The organism is Paenibacillus sp. R14(2021) (genome assembly GCF_019431355.1).
GTDB lineage: Bacteria > Bacillota > Bacilli > Paenibacillales > Paenibacillaceae > Paenibacillus_Z.
The window spans coordinates 943,544-962,146 of record NZ_CP080269.1; the positions used below are offsets into that span (position 1 = coordinate 943,544).

At 46.1% G+C, this 18,603-nt stretch carries 16 protein-coding genes; 9 read left to right on the plus strand and 7 right to left on the minus strand.

The features are described 5' to 3' along the window. The first annotated feature begins 9 nt into the window (after positions 1-9). On the plus strand, positions 10-2,184 hold the full coding sequence (glgP, locus tag KXU80_RS04620) for an alpha-glucan family phosphorylase (protein ID WP_219838866.1): 2,175 nt from the start codon (positions 10-12) through the stop codon (positions 2,182-2,184). Between the two features lie 479 nt (positions 2,185-2,663). Here glgP and KXU80_RS04625 read toward each other — a convergent pair whose 3' ends face one another. Then, on the minus strand, positions 2,664-3,260 hold the full coding sequence (locus KXU80_RS04625; RefSeq protein ID WP_219837107.1) for a YjgB family protein: 597 nt from the start codon (positions 3,258-3,260) through the stop codon (positions 2,664-2,666). 573 nt (positions 3,261-3,833) lie between these two features. Then, on the minus strand, positions 3,834-4,289 hold the full coding sequence (locus tag KXU80_RS04630; protein WP_219837108.1) for a GNAT family N-acetyltransferase: 456 nt from the start codon (positions 4,287-4,289) through the stop codon (positions 3,834-3,836). Positions 4,290-5,309: 1,020 nt separating this feature from the next. On the opposite strand from KXU80_RS04630, the gene KXU80_RS04635 reads away from it, so the two are divergent. Further along, positions 5,310-6,176, plus strand: coding sequence for an SDR family oxidoreductase (locus KXU80_RS04635; RefSeq protein ID WP_219837109.1), 867 nt, complete (start codon positions 5,310-5,312; stop codon positions 6,174-6,176). Between the two features lie 107 nt (positions 6,177-6,283). Here KXU80_RS04635 and KXU80_RS04640 read toward each other — a convergent pair whose 3' ends face one another. Beyond that, positions 6,284-6,892: a TetR/AcrR family transcriptional regulator gene (locus KXU80_RS04640; RefSeq protein WP_219837110.1), complete on the minus strand. Its 609-nt coding sequence runs from the start codon at positions 6,890-6,892 to the stop codon at positions 6,284-6,286. Positions 6,893-7,072: 180 nt separating this feature from the next. On the opposite strand from KXU80_RS04640, the gene KXU80_RS04645 reads away from it, so the two are divergent. From KXU80_RS04645 to KXU80_RS04660, 5 genes are all read left to right on the plus strand, one after another. Further along, positions 7,073-8,239: a YhgE/Pip domain-containing protein gene (locus KXU80_RS04645; protein ID WP_219837111.1), complete on the plus strand. Its 1,167-nt coding sequence runs from the start codon at positions 7,073-7,075 to the stop codon at positions 8,237-8,239. A gap of 688 nt (positions 8,240-8,927) precedes the next feature. Then, positions 8,928-9,566: an HD domain-containing protein gene (locus tag KXU80_RS04650; protein WP_219837112.1), complete on the plus strand. Its 639-nt coding sequence runs from the start codon at positions 8,928-8,930 to the stop codon at positions 9,564-9,566. Positions 9,567-10,013: 447 nt separating this feature from the next. Then, entirely contained in the window at positions 10,014-10,148 is a 135-nt protein-coding gene (locus KXU80_RS27850; RefSeq protein ID WP_258171250.1) for a hypothetical protein, read from the plus strand. A gap of 828 nt (positions 10,149-10,976) precedes the next feature. Beyond that, a complete protein-coding gene (locus KXU80_RS28360) occupies positions 10,977-11,147 on the plus strand; it encodes a hypothetical protein (protein WP_219837113.1) in 171 nt (56 codons plus the stop codon). Positions 11,148-11,263: 116 nt separating this feature from the next. After that, a complete protein-coding gene (locus KXU80_RS04660; protein WP_219837114.1) occupies positions 11,264-11,797 on the plus strand; it encodes a hypothetical protein in 534 nt (177 codons plus the stop codon). Positions 11,798-12,026: 229 nt separating this feature from the next. On the opposite strand, the gene KXU80_RS28365 is transcribed toward KXU80_RS04660, so the two are convergent. The 3 genes from KXU80_RS28365 to KXU80_RS04675 form a co-directional block, all read right to left on the minus strand. Next, complete coding sequence (locus KXU80_RS28365; protein WP_219837115.1) at positions 12,027-12,149, minus strand: hypothetical protein; 123 nt, start codon at positions 12,147-12,149, stop codon at positions 12,027-12,029. 50 nt (positions 12,150-12,199) lie between these two features. After that, a complete protein-coding gene (locus KXU80_RS04670) occupies positions 12,200-12,580 on the minus strand; it encodes a hypothetical protein (protein ID WP_258171251.1) in 381 nt (126 codons plus the stop codon). Positions 12,581-12,922: 342 nt separating this feature from the next. Then, positions 12,923-13,888 carry a DUF2515 family protein gene (locus KXU80_RS04675; protein ID WP_308858187.1) on the minus strand — a complete coding sequence of 322 codons (966 nt, stop codon included), beginning with the start codon at positions 13,886-13,888 and terminating at the stop codon, positions 12,923-12,925. A 1,240-nt stretch (positions 13,889-15,128) separates the two neighbouring features. On the opposite strand from KXU80_RS04675, the gene KXU80_RS04680 reads away from it, so the two are divergent. Together KXU80_RS04680 and KXU80_RS04685 are read left to right on the plus strand one after the other, a co-directional pair. Continuing rightward, complete coding sequence (locus tag KXU80_RS04680; protein ID WP_258171252.1) at positions 15,129-15,368, plus strand: hypothetical protein; 240 nt, start codon at positions 15,129-15,131, stop codon at positions 15,366-15,368. 795 nt (positions 15,369-16,163) lie between these two features. Beyond that, on the plus strand, positions 16,164-17,732 hold the full coding sequence (locus KXU80_RS04685; RefSeq protein ID WP_219837117.1) for a hypothetical protein: 1,569 nt from the start codon (positions 16,164-16,166) through the stop codon (positions 17,730-17,732). Between the two features lie 460 nt (positions 17,733-18,192). Here the strand turns inward: KXU80_RS04685 and KXU80_RS04690 are convergent, their stop codons facing one another. Further along, complete coding sequence (locus tag KXU80_RS04690) at positions 18,193-18,594, minus strand: hypothetical protein (protein ID WP_219837118.1); 402 nt, start codon at positions 18,592-18,594, stop codon at positions 18,193-18,195. Between the last annotated feature and the right edge of the window lie 9 nt (positions 18,595-18,603).

Consider the following 18,603-nt stretch of genomic DNA (forward strand, 5'->3'; position numbering starts at 1 on the left):
GGTGCGATGATGCAAAAAAGCGGTATAGCGTATTTCTCGGCAGAGTTCGGACTTGATGAATCCTTACCGATTTACTCTGGTGGCCTTGGTATATTAGCTGGCGACCATGTTAAGGCGGCAGCAGACTTGAATGTTCAGCTTACAGGCGTAGGCATATTTTACGGAAAAGGTTATTTCCAGCAGCGAATTGACGAGTGCGGTTCGCAACAACATCTGTATATAGAGATTGATCATGAGGCGAGCGTTTACCCGGTTCGGCTCATGCGGAAAGACGATGGTCAGCTTCTGGTCATCGAGGTTCCGTTGGCCGGCAGGCAGGTATATGCGAAAGTATGGTCCGTACAGGTGGACTCAGTCACGCTGTACCTGCTCAATACGGACGTTGAAATGAATAGCCATGCGGACCGCCAATTGACTGACATGCTCTATCCTAGTGATCATGACGTTCGGTTAAGCCAAGAGATGCTCCTCGGCATCGGCGGTGCGAGACTGCTTGCAGCGCTGGGCATCCGTCCGGACGTCTGGCATATGAATGAAGGGCATTGCGCGTTTTTAACGCTCGAGCGAATTCGTATGCTGTCGGCTGAAGGCGTGACTTTTGAGACGGCATTAGAAGCGGTCAAAGCAAGCACCGTCTTTACGACGCATACACCGGTTCCGGCCGGACACGACGTTTTTTCCATCGACATGATGGACCGTTATTTCAGCGACTATTACTGGCAGCTCGGGGCGGATAGGGAGCGGGTACTCGCGCTCGGCCGCCTGGATGGTGCGTTTAACATGACGCGACTTGCCGTCAGCACATCGTCGAAGGTAAACGGTGTAAGCAAATTGCACGGTGAGGTGACCCGCGATTTGTTCCACAACTGGATGCCGCATATTCCTAGACAGGATATTCCCGTTGATTCGGTCACAAACGGAATCCATATTGGGACATGGCTAGCTGGAGGCATGAGGGAGCTGTTCGATCGGTATCTCCCGTCCAATTGGACCGCTCGTACATCGGAACCGGATATATGGGCTGCCGTTTGGAATATCCCACAGAACGAGCTGTGGAAAGCGCATCAACGGGCAAAATCCAAGATGCTTCTAGAGTTTGGCTTGCCGCTTGATTTGTCTGGCGGAGGGCCGCTCATCATCGGCTTTGCCAGGCGGTTTGCAACGTATAAGCGGGCGCTCCTTATCTTCAGCGATCCGGATCGGCTTGCACGCATTTTGGGCGATTCGGAGCGGCCAGTTTGCCTCGTTTTCGCCGGCAAGGCACATCCCGCGGACGGACCGGGGCAAGACTTGATCCGGAAAATCGTGGAGCTGTCTCGGGAAGAAAGGTTCAAGGGCCGCGTATTTATCATAGAGAATTATGCAATGGGTAAGGCGAAAAGGCTTGTCCAGGGCGTAGACGTTTGGCTTAACACGCCCTTGAAGCCGATGGAAGCGAGCGGTACAAGTGGGCAAAAGGCTGCTATAAACGGAGTGCTTACATGTAGTGTATTGGACGGATGGTGGGTGGAAGGATACAACGGACGGAACGGCTGGGCAATCGAGAGCGCGGCGGGTGGTGACCTCGAGATGCAGGCGAAACAGGAAAGTGAAGCGCTATACCGGGTGCTTGAGGAGGAGATTATTCCATTGTTCTACAAGCGAGGCGATCTATCGATCCCGATGGATTGGATCAATTTCATGAAAGAATCAATCTACTCACTCGCGCCTGTCTTCAACACCCATAGAATGATTAACGATTATTTGCATAAGATGTATGTCCCCATGAGCGCAAGAGGAGAGCGGTTCGCCGCGGACAACTTCGAGGTCGCGTCAAGGGTTGCAGCTTACAAGCAATTCATCCGCAACAACTGGTCCGGTGTCCGTGTCGGGAAAGTGGACATTCTAGCCGGCCCTTGCAGCAGAATCGGGCTGAATAAGACAGCTTTTCGCGTCGAAATTCAACTTGGCGCTATAAGACACAAGGACGTCCGCGTTGAGGCTGTAGGTTCCGACGGCCATCAAGGTATCTGGAAGGTGAAACTGGATCCGGTACAGCAGCAGGTAATGGGATTGTACGTCTACGAAGGGGCTTATCCCGATGTCTCGATCGATTTCTGGAAGGCTAACGTGAACGTGCGGGTCACACCAATTAGCCCAGATTTCGCTAATGACTTCGAAATGGAGCTGGCCGCTTGGGGGTAAAGAAAAACGGGCAGCAGGATGAAAAAAATAAATCGGTACATTTTCAAATCCAGCCTGAATGGATCGAAATCAGTTGGGCGGGTTTGTATTAATTTTTATGTCAATCTATATCTTCTTTAAACCTCGACAACAAGTTTAGAAGAAGAATGTAAGAGGACAAGAACATATATGCATAAGAAGCCGCGTTTTTCGCGGTTTTTTATTTTTATGGATACAACTTCTTGTCCATTTCAAAAGACAAGAAGTTGCACAGTTATCCAAAGTTTTATTTATGGGATCAAGTTCTTGTCAAAACCGAATGACAAAAACTTGATCCCATTTCCGAAATTGACAAGAACTTGATTTCATTCCCGACGAAAGACAGGGAATCCCATATTGAATGCAGCCGGCCAGAAATGAACGATTGCTCTTCGTTAAACTAACAGGCAGTTTAGCCAACAAAATGCTTCCATTTTCGTTTTTTTCCATGCTGCCGCGCGTTACGTATTCGCTTTGCCCGCATAGACGTTGATGTGGTCAATATGCGCGATTTTGCCTTTGGCGACTTTGCTTGGGCCGACGAATTTCAGTTCGTATGCTTTGGATGGATGGTAAACATAGATTTTGTCCGTGCCGGTGAAGCGGACTTCCTTAGGCATGCCAAGCGTTTTGATGACGGACGCGAAGGTCAGCGATTTGATGCCCCCCGTCCGATCGATGGACGTCCCAAAATTGCGCAAATCGTAGATGACGCCGGATTTATTGATGCCGAAGCCGTATGCGCCTTTTCCCATGCCGAAATTGTACATTTCGAAATGGTTGCCTTTTAGGTCACCGCCTACATCCGGTTCGCCCCATTTGTAATGAACGGCGGAGATCGGCGTTTTGCCGGCGATGGCGTTTAAGCCCGGGATTTTTCCTACGCTCGCAAGCTTGAAGATGCTCTTAATATAGTCCTTCTGCGCGTTCGTGCTAGCGCTAGTGCTGGCTGCCGCGTGGACATTCGAATGAGAGATCGTCATGGAGCTTACCGCGATCAATCCGGTCAAGGCCAGCTTGGCGGCTAATTTATACGAGTGTTTCGATTTGTTCAACATATAGAATTTCACCTCTTATTATTATTGGAGACAAGGGACGGTTGGCTTACAACCTCATATTACCCAGACCAGCCTCAAAAGGAATAACAGAGCGGTAACGAAACAGTTACAAGAAGGTAACAAAGAGATTCGACCTGTAGGAATGACAAAAGATGATGTTTCCTGCGGTGTAATGAGCTCCGCCGGCACGTTATTATGTGGTTAACGCACGCATCGGAGGGCATCCATGATGAAATCGCTAGACTCCATTTACTATATTCGTAAGGAAGAAGAACCAATCGAATCTCCAGCTACGACAGATCCAGTCTTAACAAAGGGGCGGGGGAGGTCAAAGAGATCGCGAGCATCGAAAGAGCGGGCGTGATCCGGCACACGGCGATATTTTGAAAAGAGTATGAGCTGCATAACCAGTTCCAAAAAAAAGCGAAAAGAATCTCGTCAAATGAGTTCATATACACCTATGGGTATGTTCATCTTGAATATGTTTTGTACTTGGTCTGCGATCATAATGAAAAGGATCCGCCTTGGCGGATCCTTTCACTTCTGCTATCAATTGCGGCTACTGGCCCCCGCTTACAGCTCCAACGTCATGAACAGACTGTTGGGATCCAATTCATAGTTCGAGAACGGGGCGCACTCCTTGAAGCCAAAGCTAGCGTACAGCCGCTTGGCCGGATCGAAGGCCGCCATGGACCCCGTCTCCAGGCTCAGCCGCGAATAGCCGCGGCGCTTGGCTTCTTCAATAATGTGCGCCAAGAGGCTGCGAGCGACGCCCTTCCGGAGATGGATGGCGGCCGTACGCATCGACTTGATCTCGCCATGCGAGCCGTCCAGCTCTTTAAGTGCGCCGCAGCCCATCAGCTGTCCGTGTTCCCAAGCACTCCAGAACGTAATCTCCGGCTGCTTCAATCCCGTCAGATCGAGGGCATGCACGCTCTCTGGCGGGGAACTCTCGAACATGCTTTTCAGATGCTCCCGGATCAGGTCCATAATTTCAGGACCCGTTAAATCATCGACGATCAATTCCAAGACGATCTCCTCCAATGCCGTGACCTCTAATTCGTATTCGTTAACCTATAGCAAGAGTATAAGGGGGATGCCTGCATGGACACAACGTAACGTGGCGGCGGCAGGTGGGGTTCTTTAAGCGTACACAGATAAAGAATAACAAGTAATGTGATACCGAATGTATGTTATTGTTTTAATAGTATTTGTTTAACACTAATCGCAGGCTGTAAAGAGAAAGAACCTTGGGATTATGAAGCAGTATTGGTTGTTGCTAAAGAGGACGGGAGAGTTTTGGTGGTGCGTGAAAAACCTGCTATTTTTAAAAGACCAATTAATGAAAAGCCCTACACGCTATCTCTTTGTTTGGTGTCGGGTGACAAGAACATTATCTCATTCCCGCGAAAAGCTTGGAAAGCGCATTAATGAGGGCAGCAAGCCAGAAAATGACCAACTGAACTTCGTTGAACTACGGGCACTGGATAATCGAAACGAATTCTTGTATCGAATTCGAAGCGCATTCATTCCTTCAAATCAATAAGAATATAACATGAAATGCGTTGGAATAAATAAATGAGATCCAGTATGATGGCATTATTAAATTTCGGGAAGACAGAAATGGGGAATGTGCACATAAATCGAAATTTAGGCATCGTGCTGTATGTGACCGTTTCGGTTAGCTGTTTCTTCAAGTCCCATGAAATTCATTCCATTTATCGTGCAATCTATATAATCGAATAACGAAAGAGTGATTCTTTTGAAAAGACAGCCTTTGTAGCCTTTCCCGTTCGTTCACAGATACAAAAGAATTAGATTTGCGTAACGCTTTTGAAGTGAATTTCTTTGGGACCTACCGGTTAAATCGGAGTTTGTTACCCTTAATTAAGGAAAACGAGGTAGTGAATGTCACAAACGATATGTCTTCCCTCAGTCATATGCAACATGCCCAAAAGATAGGGCGAGCTTGGTCATACCGGAACAAGCAGATGGTGAATTTGACGAACTGTTTTATAAAAGCACTTTATTATAAAAGGAGAAATAAACATGATTCTTATAACTGGAGCAAACGGGAAAACGGGTCGCGCAGTAATTAAAGCTTTGCTTTCCAAAGGAGAGCGGATAAGAGCTTTTGTTCGTAGAACCGAACAAATCGAGGACATTAAATCATTAGGTGAGATGGAAGTCGTTACAGGAGATATGCTGGATCAAAAGGCTGTAAATGAGGCATTAGTCGGAATTAGGGCTGTATACCACATTTGTTCAGCTATGAATCCAGATGAAGTTCAAATCGGACAAGTCATCATACAAGCAGCTCGCTTGGCGAAAGTTGAACATTTTGTGTTCCATTCCGTCATACATCCCGTCATTCAAGAAATGCCGCATCATCAGAAAAAACTCATGGTCGAGGAGCTCCTGGTGAATTCAGGTATCCCATATACGATTATTCAGCCAGGCGTATTTATGCAGAATATACTCGAGTCTTGGAAGCTGCTTAGTGAAAAAGGTATCTTTCAACAAAAGTATTTTACGACTCAAGAAACTCGCATAGGTATGATTGACTTAGAAGACTTAGCCGAGGCAGCTGCAATCATTCTTACTCGTCCGGGACATATATGGGCATCATATGAACTTTCTGGACCTGAAAATTTATCATTATCTGATATGATAGCAGCAATGGAAAAGCATTTTGGCCATGAGATCAAAGTGGAAACGCCTCAAGACGAAATGTTCGCAGCATCATTAAAAAAGCGTGGATCAGGAGATTATCAAGTCAATACAATATTAAAGATGTTTCAACATTACAATGATCATGGATCTATGGGTAATTCTAATGTTTTAACGTGGATATTAGGTCGAAAGCCGAATGATTTTTCATCCTTCATTCTTAGAACATTGAAAAGCAAGAACTGAAACTGGAAGAAAGCAAAGTCACACAACCTAATGTAACCCGGAAAAGCTCATTCGTAAAATAAATGAGCTTTTTTGTTTTGCGCTTAAGGATAACCGGGCCTTCACCATTACTTTCCTATGAGTCCGGAAGATATAATTGGTCCATAATAGATCATTTGAGCCATAATTTTTCCCATTTGTTCAGGTGTTTGCTTCATTCCTGATTCGAGCCAATGCATGAGTATGCCGAAATTAGCTGAGGACATATACGCAATCAAGTAATCTCGTGGAATAAGCATTTTTTCATCCTGCGGCTGCAAGAAATTGAACTTATTGAAGAATTGGTCAGCCAGCAACTTTTTGTAACGATACGCATAGGAGAAGTCTCCGTTTGTTCCAAACATGACTTTGAGAAAATCAGCATGAATGCTAAGCTGCTCAAAGATTTGTACAGATAATGGATACGGTATATCTTTCACAGCACATTCACTCAGTTCCTTAAAGTTGAAATGAGTAACATGACCTTTAATTTGCTCGTATACTTCATCTTTTATCTGTTCCAGCATGTCAGGCACATCCTGATAATGCAAGTAGAAGGTGCCTCGGTTTACGTCCGCTCGGTTTGTAATATCGGTGACGGTAATCCCGCCCACGCCTTTCTCTTCGATAGACTCAAGCAGCGCTTTGCGAAGCAGTTGTTTGGTGCGCACTTGCCTTCGGTCGATTTTGTCAGCCATACAGACCCCTCCGTATCGAAATATGTTATAGATACTCAACAAAGCTAGTCTTATCTGACCATTAGTTGACATTCTCATGCTATATTGACGATTGAATTACCTTATAAGCTCATTATAATTAACGATATGTATGATAATCAACATTATGTACACTAATGTGAGGGATAAGGAGAGAGTCAAATGGCGTTATTCAGACAAAAAATGTTGTGGATCGGTTTGGTTCGTATTGTTGTTGTCATGATGGTGTTGGGGCTGGCGATGATGGGGTCGGTACTCGGCGCGAAGCCGAAGGATTTGCCGGTGGCGCTCGTAGTTGAGGACAAGGCAGTCACGCTTCCCGATGGCAGTATGCTGAATATTGGGGCGATGGTAAAGGAGAAGTTGCTCGCAAATACAGCGTTGCCGTTTGTCTGGCACGAGGTGGCGACTGAAGCGGATGCGCGCGCGGGACTGGATCAGCAGGATTATTACGGGGCGTTCATTATTCCGGCGGATTTGAGCAAGGGTATTGCGTCGTTTATGACGGAGGTGCCGAAACCGGCAACAGTGAAGGTGATCGGCAACGAAGGGATGAACACGCAGGCGGCAACTGCGGTGAAGCAGGTACTCGGACAGGTATCACGCATGCTGAGTGCGGAGCTGACGGGTCAGTTGCTTAGTCAGGTAGAGGCGGAGTCTCCGGTTATTCCGATTAGCGCGGCTAAGGCGATTATGAGTCCTTTTATGGTGGTAGAGGAGACGGTGCATCCGGTGGGGCTGAACAATGCGAGCGGCAGTGCGCCGGGGATGCTGACGCAGATTATGTGGATTGGGAGCCTTGTTATAAGTGTCATTCTTGCGCTTTCCGCGCAAAAGGTTAAATCGTCCGGTGTACGCCGTATGGGCGTATATGCGATGCAGCTGGTTATGGGTGCGATTTTTGTGGTGCTGGTGTCGGGGTATCTTGTGTGGATGGCGCACGATTGGTACGGTATGGCTATCGTCGATCAGGCGACCACGTGGGTGGCGCTTTTGTCGGGTATTGCGTTTTTTGCGATTCAGTCGATGCTGCTGAATTGGCTGGGGTTGCCAGCGGTACCGATACTCATTCTGCTCATGTTCTTCTCGTTGCCTGTTATGAATATAGCGCCGGAGTTTCTGCCGCAAACAACGCAAGACTGGTTGTACTCGTGGACACCATTTAGGTTCGCGGCAGCGTCTCTTCGGAACGCGATGTATTATGACGAGGTGAGTGTGACGAGCAGTAACACGGTGGTGCTGTGGTTGATGGTCGGTATCGGGGCGGTATTGTTGTTGCTATCGGCGTTGAAGCCTCAGCGAGCGCGGGGTCAGGGCAGTGCAGTGTAGTGCAGTGTAGTGGTTGTGTTGTTGGAGTGTGCCGACAAAAAGCTGAGCTTCGGGGATGACTTAGATTTATCTGCACCAGCTTATGAGGGTTATTATGCAAGAGCAGGTGTACCAGGCTTTTAAGATTGATTATTTGGGGAGAACGGTATCACAAATAGGGCAAGTTTCAGCGGGGGACTTGATTTATTTCGATTTCTTAGTACAATAGTTTTAAGACTACTCAATAAATATTGGATGAATCTATACGCCAATAAGAAAGCGATGAATTGCGGAGAAGTGGGAGACATTCAAGGTACTTCAAAATCGAACACTTCGTATCATTTGGGAACTTACTTACCTGGATTTCTGGATACATTGTAAAAAATTCTTTTTTATTCAATAGTTCAATATTTATTGAACTATAAAACTAAATACAAGGGGGATCGAAAAGGGAAAATAAATCGCTCATATTTAACTACATTTCTATTGCATAATGCTCAAAACATGACAGTGGTACCGCCTAATCCCAATTGCTGTCTCTGTAAGATGGCCGCACAATTACCGTTCCCGCGAAGTAAAGAGAGCATTCCGTGATTGAGCGGCATGCCAAGCTTTCATTCAGTTGAGGTTTCCTTGTAGTAGAAACTGACGCATTGTGCTCGCAACGATCAAATCCTTTAATACGAACCGAATAAGGGGGAAGTTGTCGATGACAAATTTAATCGCTGATATCAAGATTCCCGATAGTAAACTAGCCGTTGAAGCTGCTGAATTAGTGCGTGATCATGCCGACGACCTTCTGTGGAACCACTCGAACCGGACATTTCTGTTTGCGGCTATGAGGGGTAACATGAATCAAATGAAATACGATTCTGAATTGCTTTATATCAGTTCGCTTTTCCACGATCTTGGCATCACTCCCGCATTCCGAAGCCCGGACAAACGCTTTGAGGTCGATGGAGCTAATGCTGCCCGCGATTTTCTTAAAAGTCGAGGCGTCCCGGAAGAATCCGTTCGGCTTGTATGGGATGCAGTTGCCCTGCATACCTCCATCGGAATCGTCGAATATAAGGAAACCGAAGTGGCGCTGATGAATTTTGGCGTCGCTTATGATGTGGTCGGGAAGAACTTCGATCTCATCTCAGCGGAAGTGCGGCAGCAAGTCGTCGAGGCTTTTCCGCGCAGCGGGTTAAAACACAACATCTTGAATGCATTCTTGGAAGGCTTCAAACACAAACCGGAAACAACCTTCGGAACAATTAACGCCGATATATGCGAAATGCTTCTTCCGGGATATAAGCGACCTAACTTTTGCCATCTTGTCCATCATTCCAAATGGGATGAGTAAATGACTTAAATGTCGCAGATACAGCTATGTCTTGACGTTAGACTTGGGGCTAGTCATAACTCAGTTGCAGCAGTTTCAAATGCCGGAGGCATGGGAAAAGCGAACAAGAGATCGAGGTGCCGCGCGATCGGCGGAGCGAGTTCAAGCCGCTGGTCGTGAAGAAGCATCAGTCCAATTTCACCAACAAGATCGTGCCGCTCATTAAAGAATGGCAGAATCGGTCGTGTCGGGTGACAAGAACATTATTTCATTAAAGGCCGCGAAAATCGCGGCTTTTTATAAGGCAAGAACTTTCAGAAAATGCATGAAAAATAATTTCGGTAATCAGACAGGGATATTATGAGATGAGTGGTCCTCAATGTACCTGAGTGTTAAGAAAAATACGGCTTGCCTTTGCATGAAATCATCCGGTCCCGCTCATCTTAACGGTGATGGAGGTGAGGAACGTTGACAGGAAGAAATAATAAGCCGAAGAAGAGAGGCCCCGAATCACATCCAGGCCGACTCGATCAGTATGGCAGCAAGCTGGCCGAAGACAGCGGAACGAAGCCGATGCAGCAAGACAGCGGCAAAAACTGTTAACCCGGAAGACAAAAATAGGCGCACAATCTACAGTATGACAATTCAGTATTGTCGGGTGACTAAAACATTGTCTCATTAAAGACCGCGAAAATCGCGGTTTTTTGCATTTATGGGATCAAGTTCTTGTCAAAACAAATGACAAGAACTTGATCCCATTACCGAAATTGCCAAGAATTTTATCTCATTCTCGGAAATTGACTACTGAAGGCTGCCAGCCAGATCCGCTGCTATCCGTCACTTCAATAGCTGATCGTGGTCGTTCATTCATCGATGCATACAAATAAAAGTGGCTTCCGTAGTTGTAACCAAACGAAAGGACCTCCGGAGTCGAGATTCCCGAAATACAGCGGATAAACCGTAGAGAGTCGCTCCTCTAAGTAATCCTCGTTGTATGGCAGATCAACACGCGGGTATACCATTAGATAAGCCTTAACACAAAGTTCACAATGTATTCAATATTGCCCCGTGACGCCTTTGCATAAGGCCAAACTTTCCAAAACATTATTTTTTGATATTACTACTTTCGTTACCTTCTTGTAACTGTTTCGTTACCGCTCTGTCATTCCTTTCGAGTTTGGTCTGGGTAATATGAGGTTGTAAGCCAACCGTCGCATGTTTCCGAAAAAAATAAGAGGTGAATTTCTATGTGTTGAACAAATCGAAACACTCGTATAAATTAGCCGCAAAGTTGGCCTTAACCGGATTGATCACGGTAAGTTCCATGACGGCAATCTCCCATTCGAATGTCCACGCGAATGGCTTCGGCGTCATCTATGATTCGCGTAATTTTGGGACGTCCCTTGTTACGTGTTGGATGGAGAGTTAGAGATGACACTGGGGAATGAGACGTTTTTGGTGCAAAATGGAGAATATATCTTCGCCTCTCGCGGCATTCCACATACCTTTATGGTGAAGCCCCGGGCCCCTACTCCTGAGTTTCTCAAAGCTCGTACAAGTATCCAAAAATATAATATTACGTATCAAGGTTTAAACCTATGACGACATCGAGACCTTATAAGAATTACGAAAGTCGTGAAGGATTTCGTCTCACAGGCCGCTCACGGTAGTGAATTAAGTCAAAATAAAAACGAGAAGCTTTTGAGGAGGAAATGAACATGAAAAAGAAAAACAAGGGAGCCGCAGCGCTGATGCTGCTGGTGGCTGTTGTCGCCGTATCCGTACCGGCTGTAGTGTCCGCAAACAGAGCGAATCATGCTGAACAGGTAGTACCAGTCGTTGCACAAGTGAATCAAGTTGACCAAACCGTCTATGAGAATACCCAATATGGCTTCCGTTTCACGCTCCCGGACAGTTGGAAAGGGTACACGATCGTAACGGACAAATGGAAAGGTCAGGATGCGACAGACGGTAAGGTCGTAGAAAGCGGCGCGTCCATCGGCATCCGCCACCCCAAATGGACAGCTGACAAGCCTAGACAGGACGTCCCTATTTATGTCTTTACGATCGATCAATGGAACGCCCTTCAGCAGGAGAAATTTTTCATTGGCGCAGCGCCTATGGGACCAAGCGAACTAACTCGCAATGATAAATACGTGTTCGCACTTCCAGCGCGATATAACTTTGCCTACCTTGATGGCTACCAAGAAGTGGAAGACATCTTGAAGGGCAATCCCATTCAACCGATGTAATCGATTATATAGAAAGAAGAATCCGCTGAAACAGCGGATTCTTCTTTCTTTTACATCACAATTCGGCAACCGAAGCGCATGCGGGAACAGAAGGGGCGAGTTTTCGCTCCTTACCTCCGGAGGACTTCACTCCCATTTCTCGACGGATCGATGCCCTTTCATTCCTTCGTTACGCCTATCCGGTGGTGGAGTCCGGTCATCCTAACGGCACGGGTCTGTGCCCTTTTGCTTAACGCAATCCGATACTCCGTGCAGTCTTGAGATCCTGCGAATAAGCCAATTTTCGTGGGGCCATGGTTGCCATGAACAGGGCATGCCGAAGCCTTGGTCGGCCACGTTTGCTGATGGACATCTGGCCCTTCAATTTGCCTGAGCTGGCTACTGCCGGAAACGAGCTGGTTCCTAACGGAGTGCGCCGAATTCATTTGCGATATCTTTTGCTCTCTGGTTGTTCTCTTGAGGGACGATGGCAGTCAATATGATATCGGTGCCGGTCACCATATTGCCTGGCCCACCTGCGCTTAGTCCGCTCGCGCTTGTGCTGGCTGCGGCTAATATCCCGGCATCGCGACTAAAGTCGCCGCCTAATGTCAGCGCGCCGAGGCTTGGGATATCGCCTGTGATCGGATTACCCGGATCGACGCCGTCGCCCGGATAACCGTCGAAGCGATCTACTTTAGCTTCAATTACGTTGAATTCGCTCTTCATTTTAGCCAAAGCTTGCTCCGCTTGGTCCGGGGAGTTAAAGTAAACAATAACCGCAGTCTCATTATTAGCTAACACGCTATCGCTCCTTAGCACTTCATCTGTCATGTTCAGTTTTCCCCTTATTTTTGATTTCATGACTCCCGGGTTGGGTTGCTGCCCCCTTATCCATTACGGGTTATGCGCGAGAAGCGTTGCTGCAGGTCTCCGTCGATCATTCCTGGGTTCGTCTGGCCATGCTCGGCACCTACAAGGTCACATGGTGGAAGGCCAAGACCATAAAAGTGCCGTTCCGAAGCGGTGACCGAAAAGTCGGCGAGCTCATTACGATGGAAATAATACCATCCCGATAGATAGAACCCGACGAAATAGTGAAGGTACAATAATTATTCACTTTCATGTTGGAAAGGGCCCCATACATCATTCTTCCAAAACGTGAATCGCTTTTTTGGCAAATGCGGCAATTTCGAGTCGCTCCAATGTTTTACAATATTCTTTCTTAATCTCTCCGTCCATCATTTCTATGTCATCTTCTAAATAATCCACTACACGTATATCTCCTTGAAACCAATCCCCCGGTTCTGCTGCTGGCTGGCTTACATTTTTCCAAGCAACCTCCATTTTGGGGCTGTAAAATCTTTTTGCATCGTTGTGGATTTGGCACGATTTTAACCTTAATGGGTAGGTAATTCCCGCCACACCTTCATTTACACTGTTAAATAGATGTGGCCAGTAATCCTTCCTTGACCCCGTATGCGGATTACGTTTTGCCCATTCCAAGGCCTGTATATTAAATTCCTGATTCTTAAATAAAACGGCATAGAGCTTTTTTCCAAATAAAATTCGCTCATGGAGAGACTGGAATTGGTATAGAGTCTGCCCCTTAAAATGATTACCTTCAGCAGGAAAAAGAATTTGATTCAATGACAGCAAATCTTGAAGGTGAAATTCAATTTTATTTAAAACTTCTTTTTGATAATAGGGGTTTTGAATGACCCTTTTTTCCAAGTAACTTTGTTCATTAATTACTAGTCCTACACAATGAATATGCGTATCTCGGGCTCTCCAAAAATAGTTCCAAATCGCTTCCATGAAAATAGAAACCTTCAGTTGAGGCAGTAAATAAAACAGGGGTCTATTTTTCTTTAAACTCTCTTCATATAGCAGAAATTGCGGGTATACATCTTGGAAAATCAGCCAATTGCCGCGTTCTAAAAAACGGAAAAATAAGTTCCGCTCCTTTTCTGAGAGCAGTTTAGTAAGAAACTCTCCCTTTAGATCGGTCATATTCCAGCCGCCATTTCGAGATACCATATGACCTAAGAAGGCCCAATGGATTTCAGGGTGACGGAGATAAAATGCAAGATATGCTTTTGTTCTAGTCACATTATTAAGGTTAAGGTCTTGGGTAATCCAACTAATTTTGTCTAGGAGCTTTTTCTCTGAAAGAGTTAACTCATTCGAGATGTCTGGGGAGTGTTTTTTTCTTTTCTTTAATTCCTCGCGGATCGTTTCAAGCGGTGTTTTTTGACGGTTTCTTGTAAATAAGATAGATGCTCCCCTCCCATTTGAATTCTCTAATGTATAGACGAATATGTATATCTAAAGAGATGTAACGGGAGAAGGAGTGCTGGAATGATGGACACGATGAAGGGGATAAGCGGATCATTGAAACAATACGAAAAGAGCAGTCACCCGATGGATCGCGGGTTTAACTGTTTGACACGTGTATTTCTACCGATGCTTATCTGTTTATTTTATTACGGATTTTAGAGATTAATGTTGAATTAATTGGAGGGTTTGCCAAAGGAATCTAAGCAAACAGCAGCATAATGTTAGCGACTGCATGTTCGAACACCAAGTCCAAAAAAAGATATGGGGGAGCTGTATAGCTAGCTTTAGATGCATATATGCCAATTGATAAAGCCCTAAAAATATTTTTATAAATACAAAGCTGAAGTAACGGAGGCATCTTATGAATAACTAGAAGCCAAAGGGCTGCACGACCCCCAATGTCGGGTGACAAGTACATAATCTCATTAATGGCCGCGTATATCGCGGCTTTTTGTATTTATGGGATAAAGTTCTTGTCAAAACCAAATGACAAGAACTTTATCCCATTACCGAAATTGACAAGAACATGGTCTCATTCCCGCGAAAAGCTTGGAAAGCGTATTAATGAAGGCAGCAAGCCGGAAAATGACCAACTGAACTTCGTTGAACTTAACGCAACTTCCCAAGTAATGGGAGCGTCAAAGTAAGGGATAAAGGTTGTGGGATATTAACACACAAATAGAAGGCGACACATTAAAAGCTGCTTCATTTTCTGGAGTACATTTAGGTTAGAGGGAATGGTTAGCTTTGGTTTCGAAATTATGCAGTCTAGTTACACAACGTACAGTGGTCATTACTTTATCAATTATATAAGGAGGCATAAGAATGAAAAAACGAATTATATTGTTGGCTAGCTCGTCATTAGTTATTTTGTTAACGGTACTTATAGTTACAATAAGTAAAAACCCTAAGCATATATATTTATTACCTGAAAATCGACGGTAATCGTAACAGTCGAAAAGATTGGGATGAATTTGCGAAAGAGATCGGTTTCAGTTGGGGGGGCGATTGGGTGCAATTCGTCGATCCACCACATCTGGAGATGACGTTCGGCATTTCGACAGCACAGTTCCGCGCCGGCTCTCAGCCAACAGCTGATCAGATCGCGGCAGCAGCCGCAAAAATCGAGGAGGGCGAGATCATGTTAGATACGGAGGTCGCAAAGCCGATTATAAAAACATGGCTTTCTCCGGCATGCTTTTCGGCGAAGGATCAAAAACAAAAGGATTATATTCACTCGCTAACGAGTTAAGTGAAGGCTGCAGGAATCCCTCAGGAGTAAGCGACATATGAATCAATACAGCTCCCCACAAATTGCTACAATAAAGCAGCCGAATGAACGTTCGGCTGCTTTTGTTTAAAATTCGAGCAGTTGCTAGACATGAAGGAGACGTTACCTGGCCAGAAGCTGTACAATCCGTATTCATTACGGCGATCGCCAGGCTCAGAGTACAGATGTAGTAACTATCCAATGCCAAATATGGAAACGAGAGTAGGAATGTCATGACGATTAACTTTGAAGTTGCCGCGGTAGTTTCGGCAATCTTGTGGCCGATAATCCTTTTAATTATCGTTTTGGTTTTTCGAGAGCAGCTGCGAGTGGGTAGCTGTAAACACAGAGCAAAAGATTTTTGAACATGCCCACTGGCTTAACGGTATTCTGCTTGAAGAGCTCTTAGAGGATGAACTTATTATGGAGACAAAGGTCAAGGAGGTTAAGATTAACAAACAAACTCAGGCGGATTTGATTTTGCTAGGAGAGTTCATTACTATAACTTCATATAATGGGCGTTTTCATAAACTGCTCGAGCGATCAAAAATTTTGGAGTAGGTCATTCAACAGTCGCAAGCAAAAATGAGGCGCTTAAAGAACTTTACAGTTCTCAAGAAATCCTGGATTCATTCGGGACTTTTGTATATTAGCCGGGAATTATCTCTCATTTGATATAGAAGATGGTATAGTAGAAATATATGTCTGTCTGGAATCGATACCAGATAGATAGTGGACAACTTCACTTCAAGACAAATACCATATTGGAGGCTGCGTATGACCCAGTCTATGTTTAACGGAACGATTAGTCGCGACACGTTGGAGAGCTACCTTTCGCGAGCGGTCACGGCAGCGGATCTGGTCAACAGCACGACGTTGGACGACGATTTGAGAATGATAGGTAACATCGGCGCCAAGTTTCTCGGCCGCGCCGCGGGTGTGTGGTTGCTGGAACCGGATGATGACGCGCATTTCCAGAACTCACGGGCGCTTGCGGAACGCGTGCACGAGCTCGACCCGGACATTATGCTGCAGACGTGCATTTTTGAAGCCATTTTCACCGGCGTGGAGAATATTGAAATACCGGTTTGGGTTTTCGAGGCATTTCAATTGCCGGTCGAACAGCGTACGTTCCGTTACGCGGACATGTTGTTCGCTTCGAAGCCGCATGGCTTCGTGTGGGATGGGGACGGCGGCATTCCGAACATGAATAAGCTGGAGACGCAGCTATGGTTCTACTACAGGGCGGCGCGTTATATTGATGCGGGGTACGAAGCGATCCATATGGGGCAAGTCCATTTATATACCGCCGAAGACAACGGGTTTAAGAAAACGACTGCATTGTTCCAGAAGATAAGGGACTACGCCAGAGACCATGCAAGACGAGGCATCGTGCTGCTTGATGCGCATACGCACGGGGTGAATATTAACGGCACGCTATTGTTCGACTTTCATTCCATGCCTTATTCGCGAATGCCGATCTTGGATCAGACAGGAGACAAGATCGCGCTGGTGCAAGAAGGGTTCAGCGAAGGCGGCGTAACGCCAAGCGGCTGGATTTGCGATACCTTGCCGATGTTGATGGAGCTCGATAATTGGGGAGGGAAGTTCTTCAGCGAAAGCGACGGTATTCCGTATGAACGCCGAGCCTGGATGGAGTGGTGGGGCTACGATCAGATTGCATGGTTTGCCTCGCAGGATCCAGAGAGCCGCAATCAATTCTTGGTCTATGCGTTCCAATGGACGGCCGTGAACAACATCCATGCGTATTTGCAAATGCCGGTCCGCAGAACATTGGGCAGCTGCCACATCTCGATGCCGACAAGCGGCGAAAGCGAAGCGATATCCTGCTGTTATCAAGCCAATCAGGCTAGCGCCGGCTGTCCGCTCGGATTCGGTCAGGAAGAGACGATCAAGCGGCTTTGGCAATCGGAACAAAATCTCCGAGGCCGAGGAAGCAACCCGATACCAAATGCATCCTATGGCGCTACGAACGATTTCGATCCGGAGACCGGCGTCAAGCTTCCGGCCCGCGTCATCCTATACGGCAGCTTCCAACATCAAGTCGGTGCGATCAATTTTGATTCCAACAGCGAGACAACCCGCATGTACTATAAGGGGAATGGCCTTTATCGGCGCACGTTCGTATTTCCGTTCCGAGGCGCGTTCGATTATGCGGTAGCTCCTTATGGAACCTTGTCTCAGACGTATTCGATCGACAGCTACCCTCGAAGCGGGTCTTCGACAAAGTCGACGTTGATCGTAGAACGGGAAAACGAAGTCGTTGAATTCGTCTTCGACTTCACCAAGCGACAACTTACCGCTCATGTAGTCGAAGCGCTATAATCCTGTGCGTGTTTAACCGTGATAAATTTGATTTGATTATATTTCTTTATGTACCTAAAGAAATAAGACTACTAAGGTTAAAAGAAAGAGAATATCAAAGATATGGCGAAACAGAATGCCGCGTTAATCGCGGTTTTTTTGTTTTATGGGATAAAGTTCCTTGTCAAAGTCATATGACATGAACTTTATCTCATTCCCAAAATTGACAAGAACATTATGACATTCCCGACAGCGCCGGTTTATGATGCTGCCGACGCAGCAACGAACAGCACGGCGGACGCAATGAATGAAGCATTTTGGAGGTGCGCGTTTGGTGCCTTGGTTAGGGTGCACTTCAAAGTCACGAGTCCATTTGCGGGAGGATCGGCATTCTTGATTCTCCCATCGGGACAAAAAATCCCTAAGGATGACTCTGATCAAGTCGTCCTTAGGGATATGCGATGCATGATTATCCACAGTCTTACTCTTTATCGATTGATGTGATTGAGTCTTCTTTGTACCGATACTTTATTTTCGTGCCTTTTTCCCATTTAGAAACCTTGTCGGCAATCTCAGCGCTGACCTGATAGGAAAGAGGACCCATGTCGGTTTCGATTTCTACGGACTTGTCAGCATTGATTCCGTTGAATACGCCGGATATCTCGGTAGGAGCATCTTCTTCTGAAACAGTTTCGTTTGCAGACGAACCGTTGTTCGCAGCAGCCGAGTTGTCAACTGTGTTGTCACCAGCGGCGTTTGTCGATGCATTCACCGCAGTATTACCACCGGCATTGTTGTTGCTGTTACCACACGCTGTTCCAAGAATAACTAATGAGAGAACGAAAGCAGTGCAGGTCAGGTTTTTGACGAGTTTATTTTTCATGATTTTCAC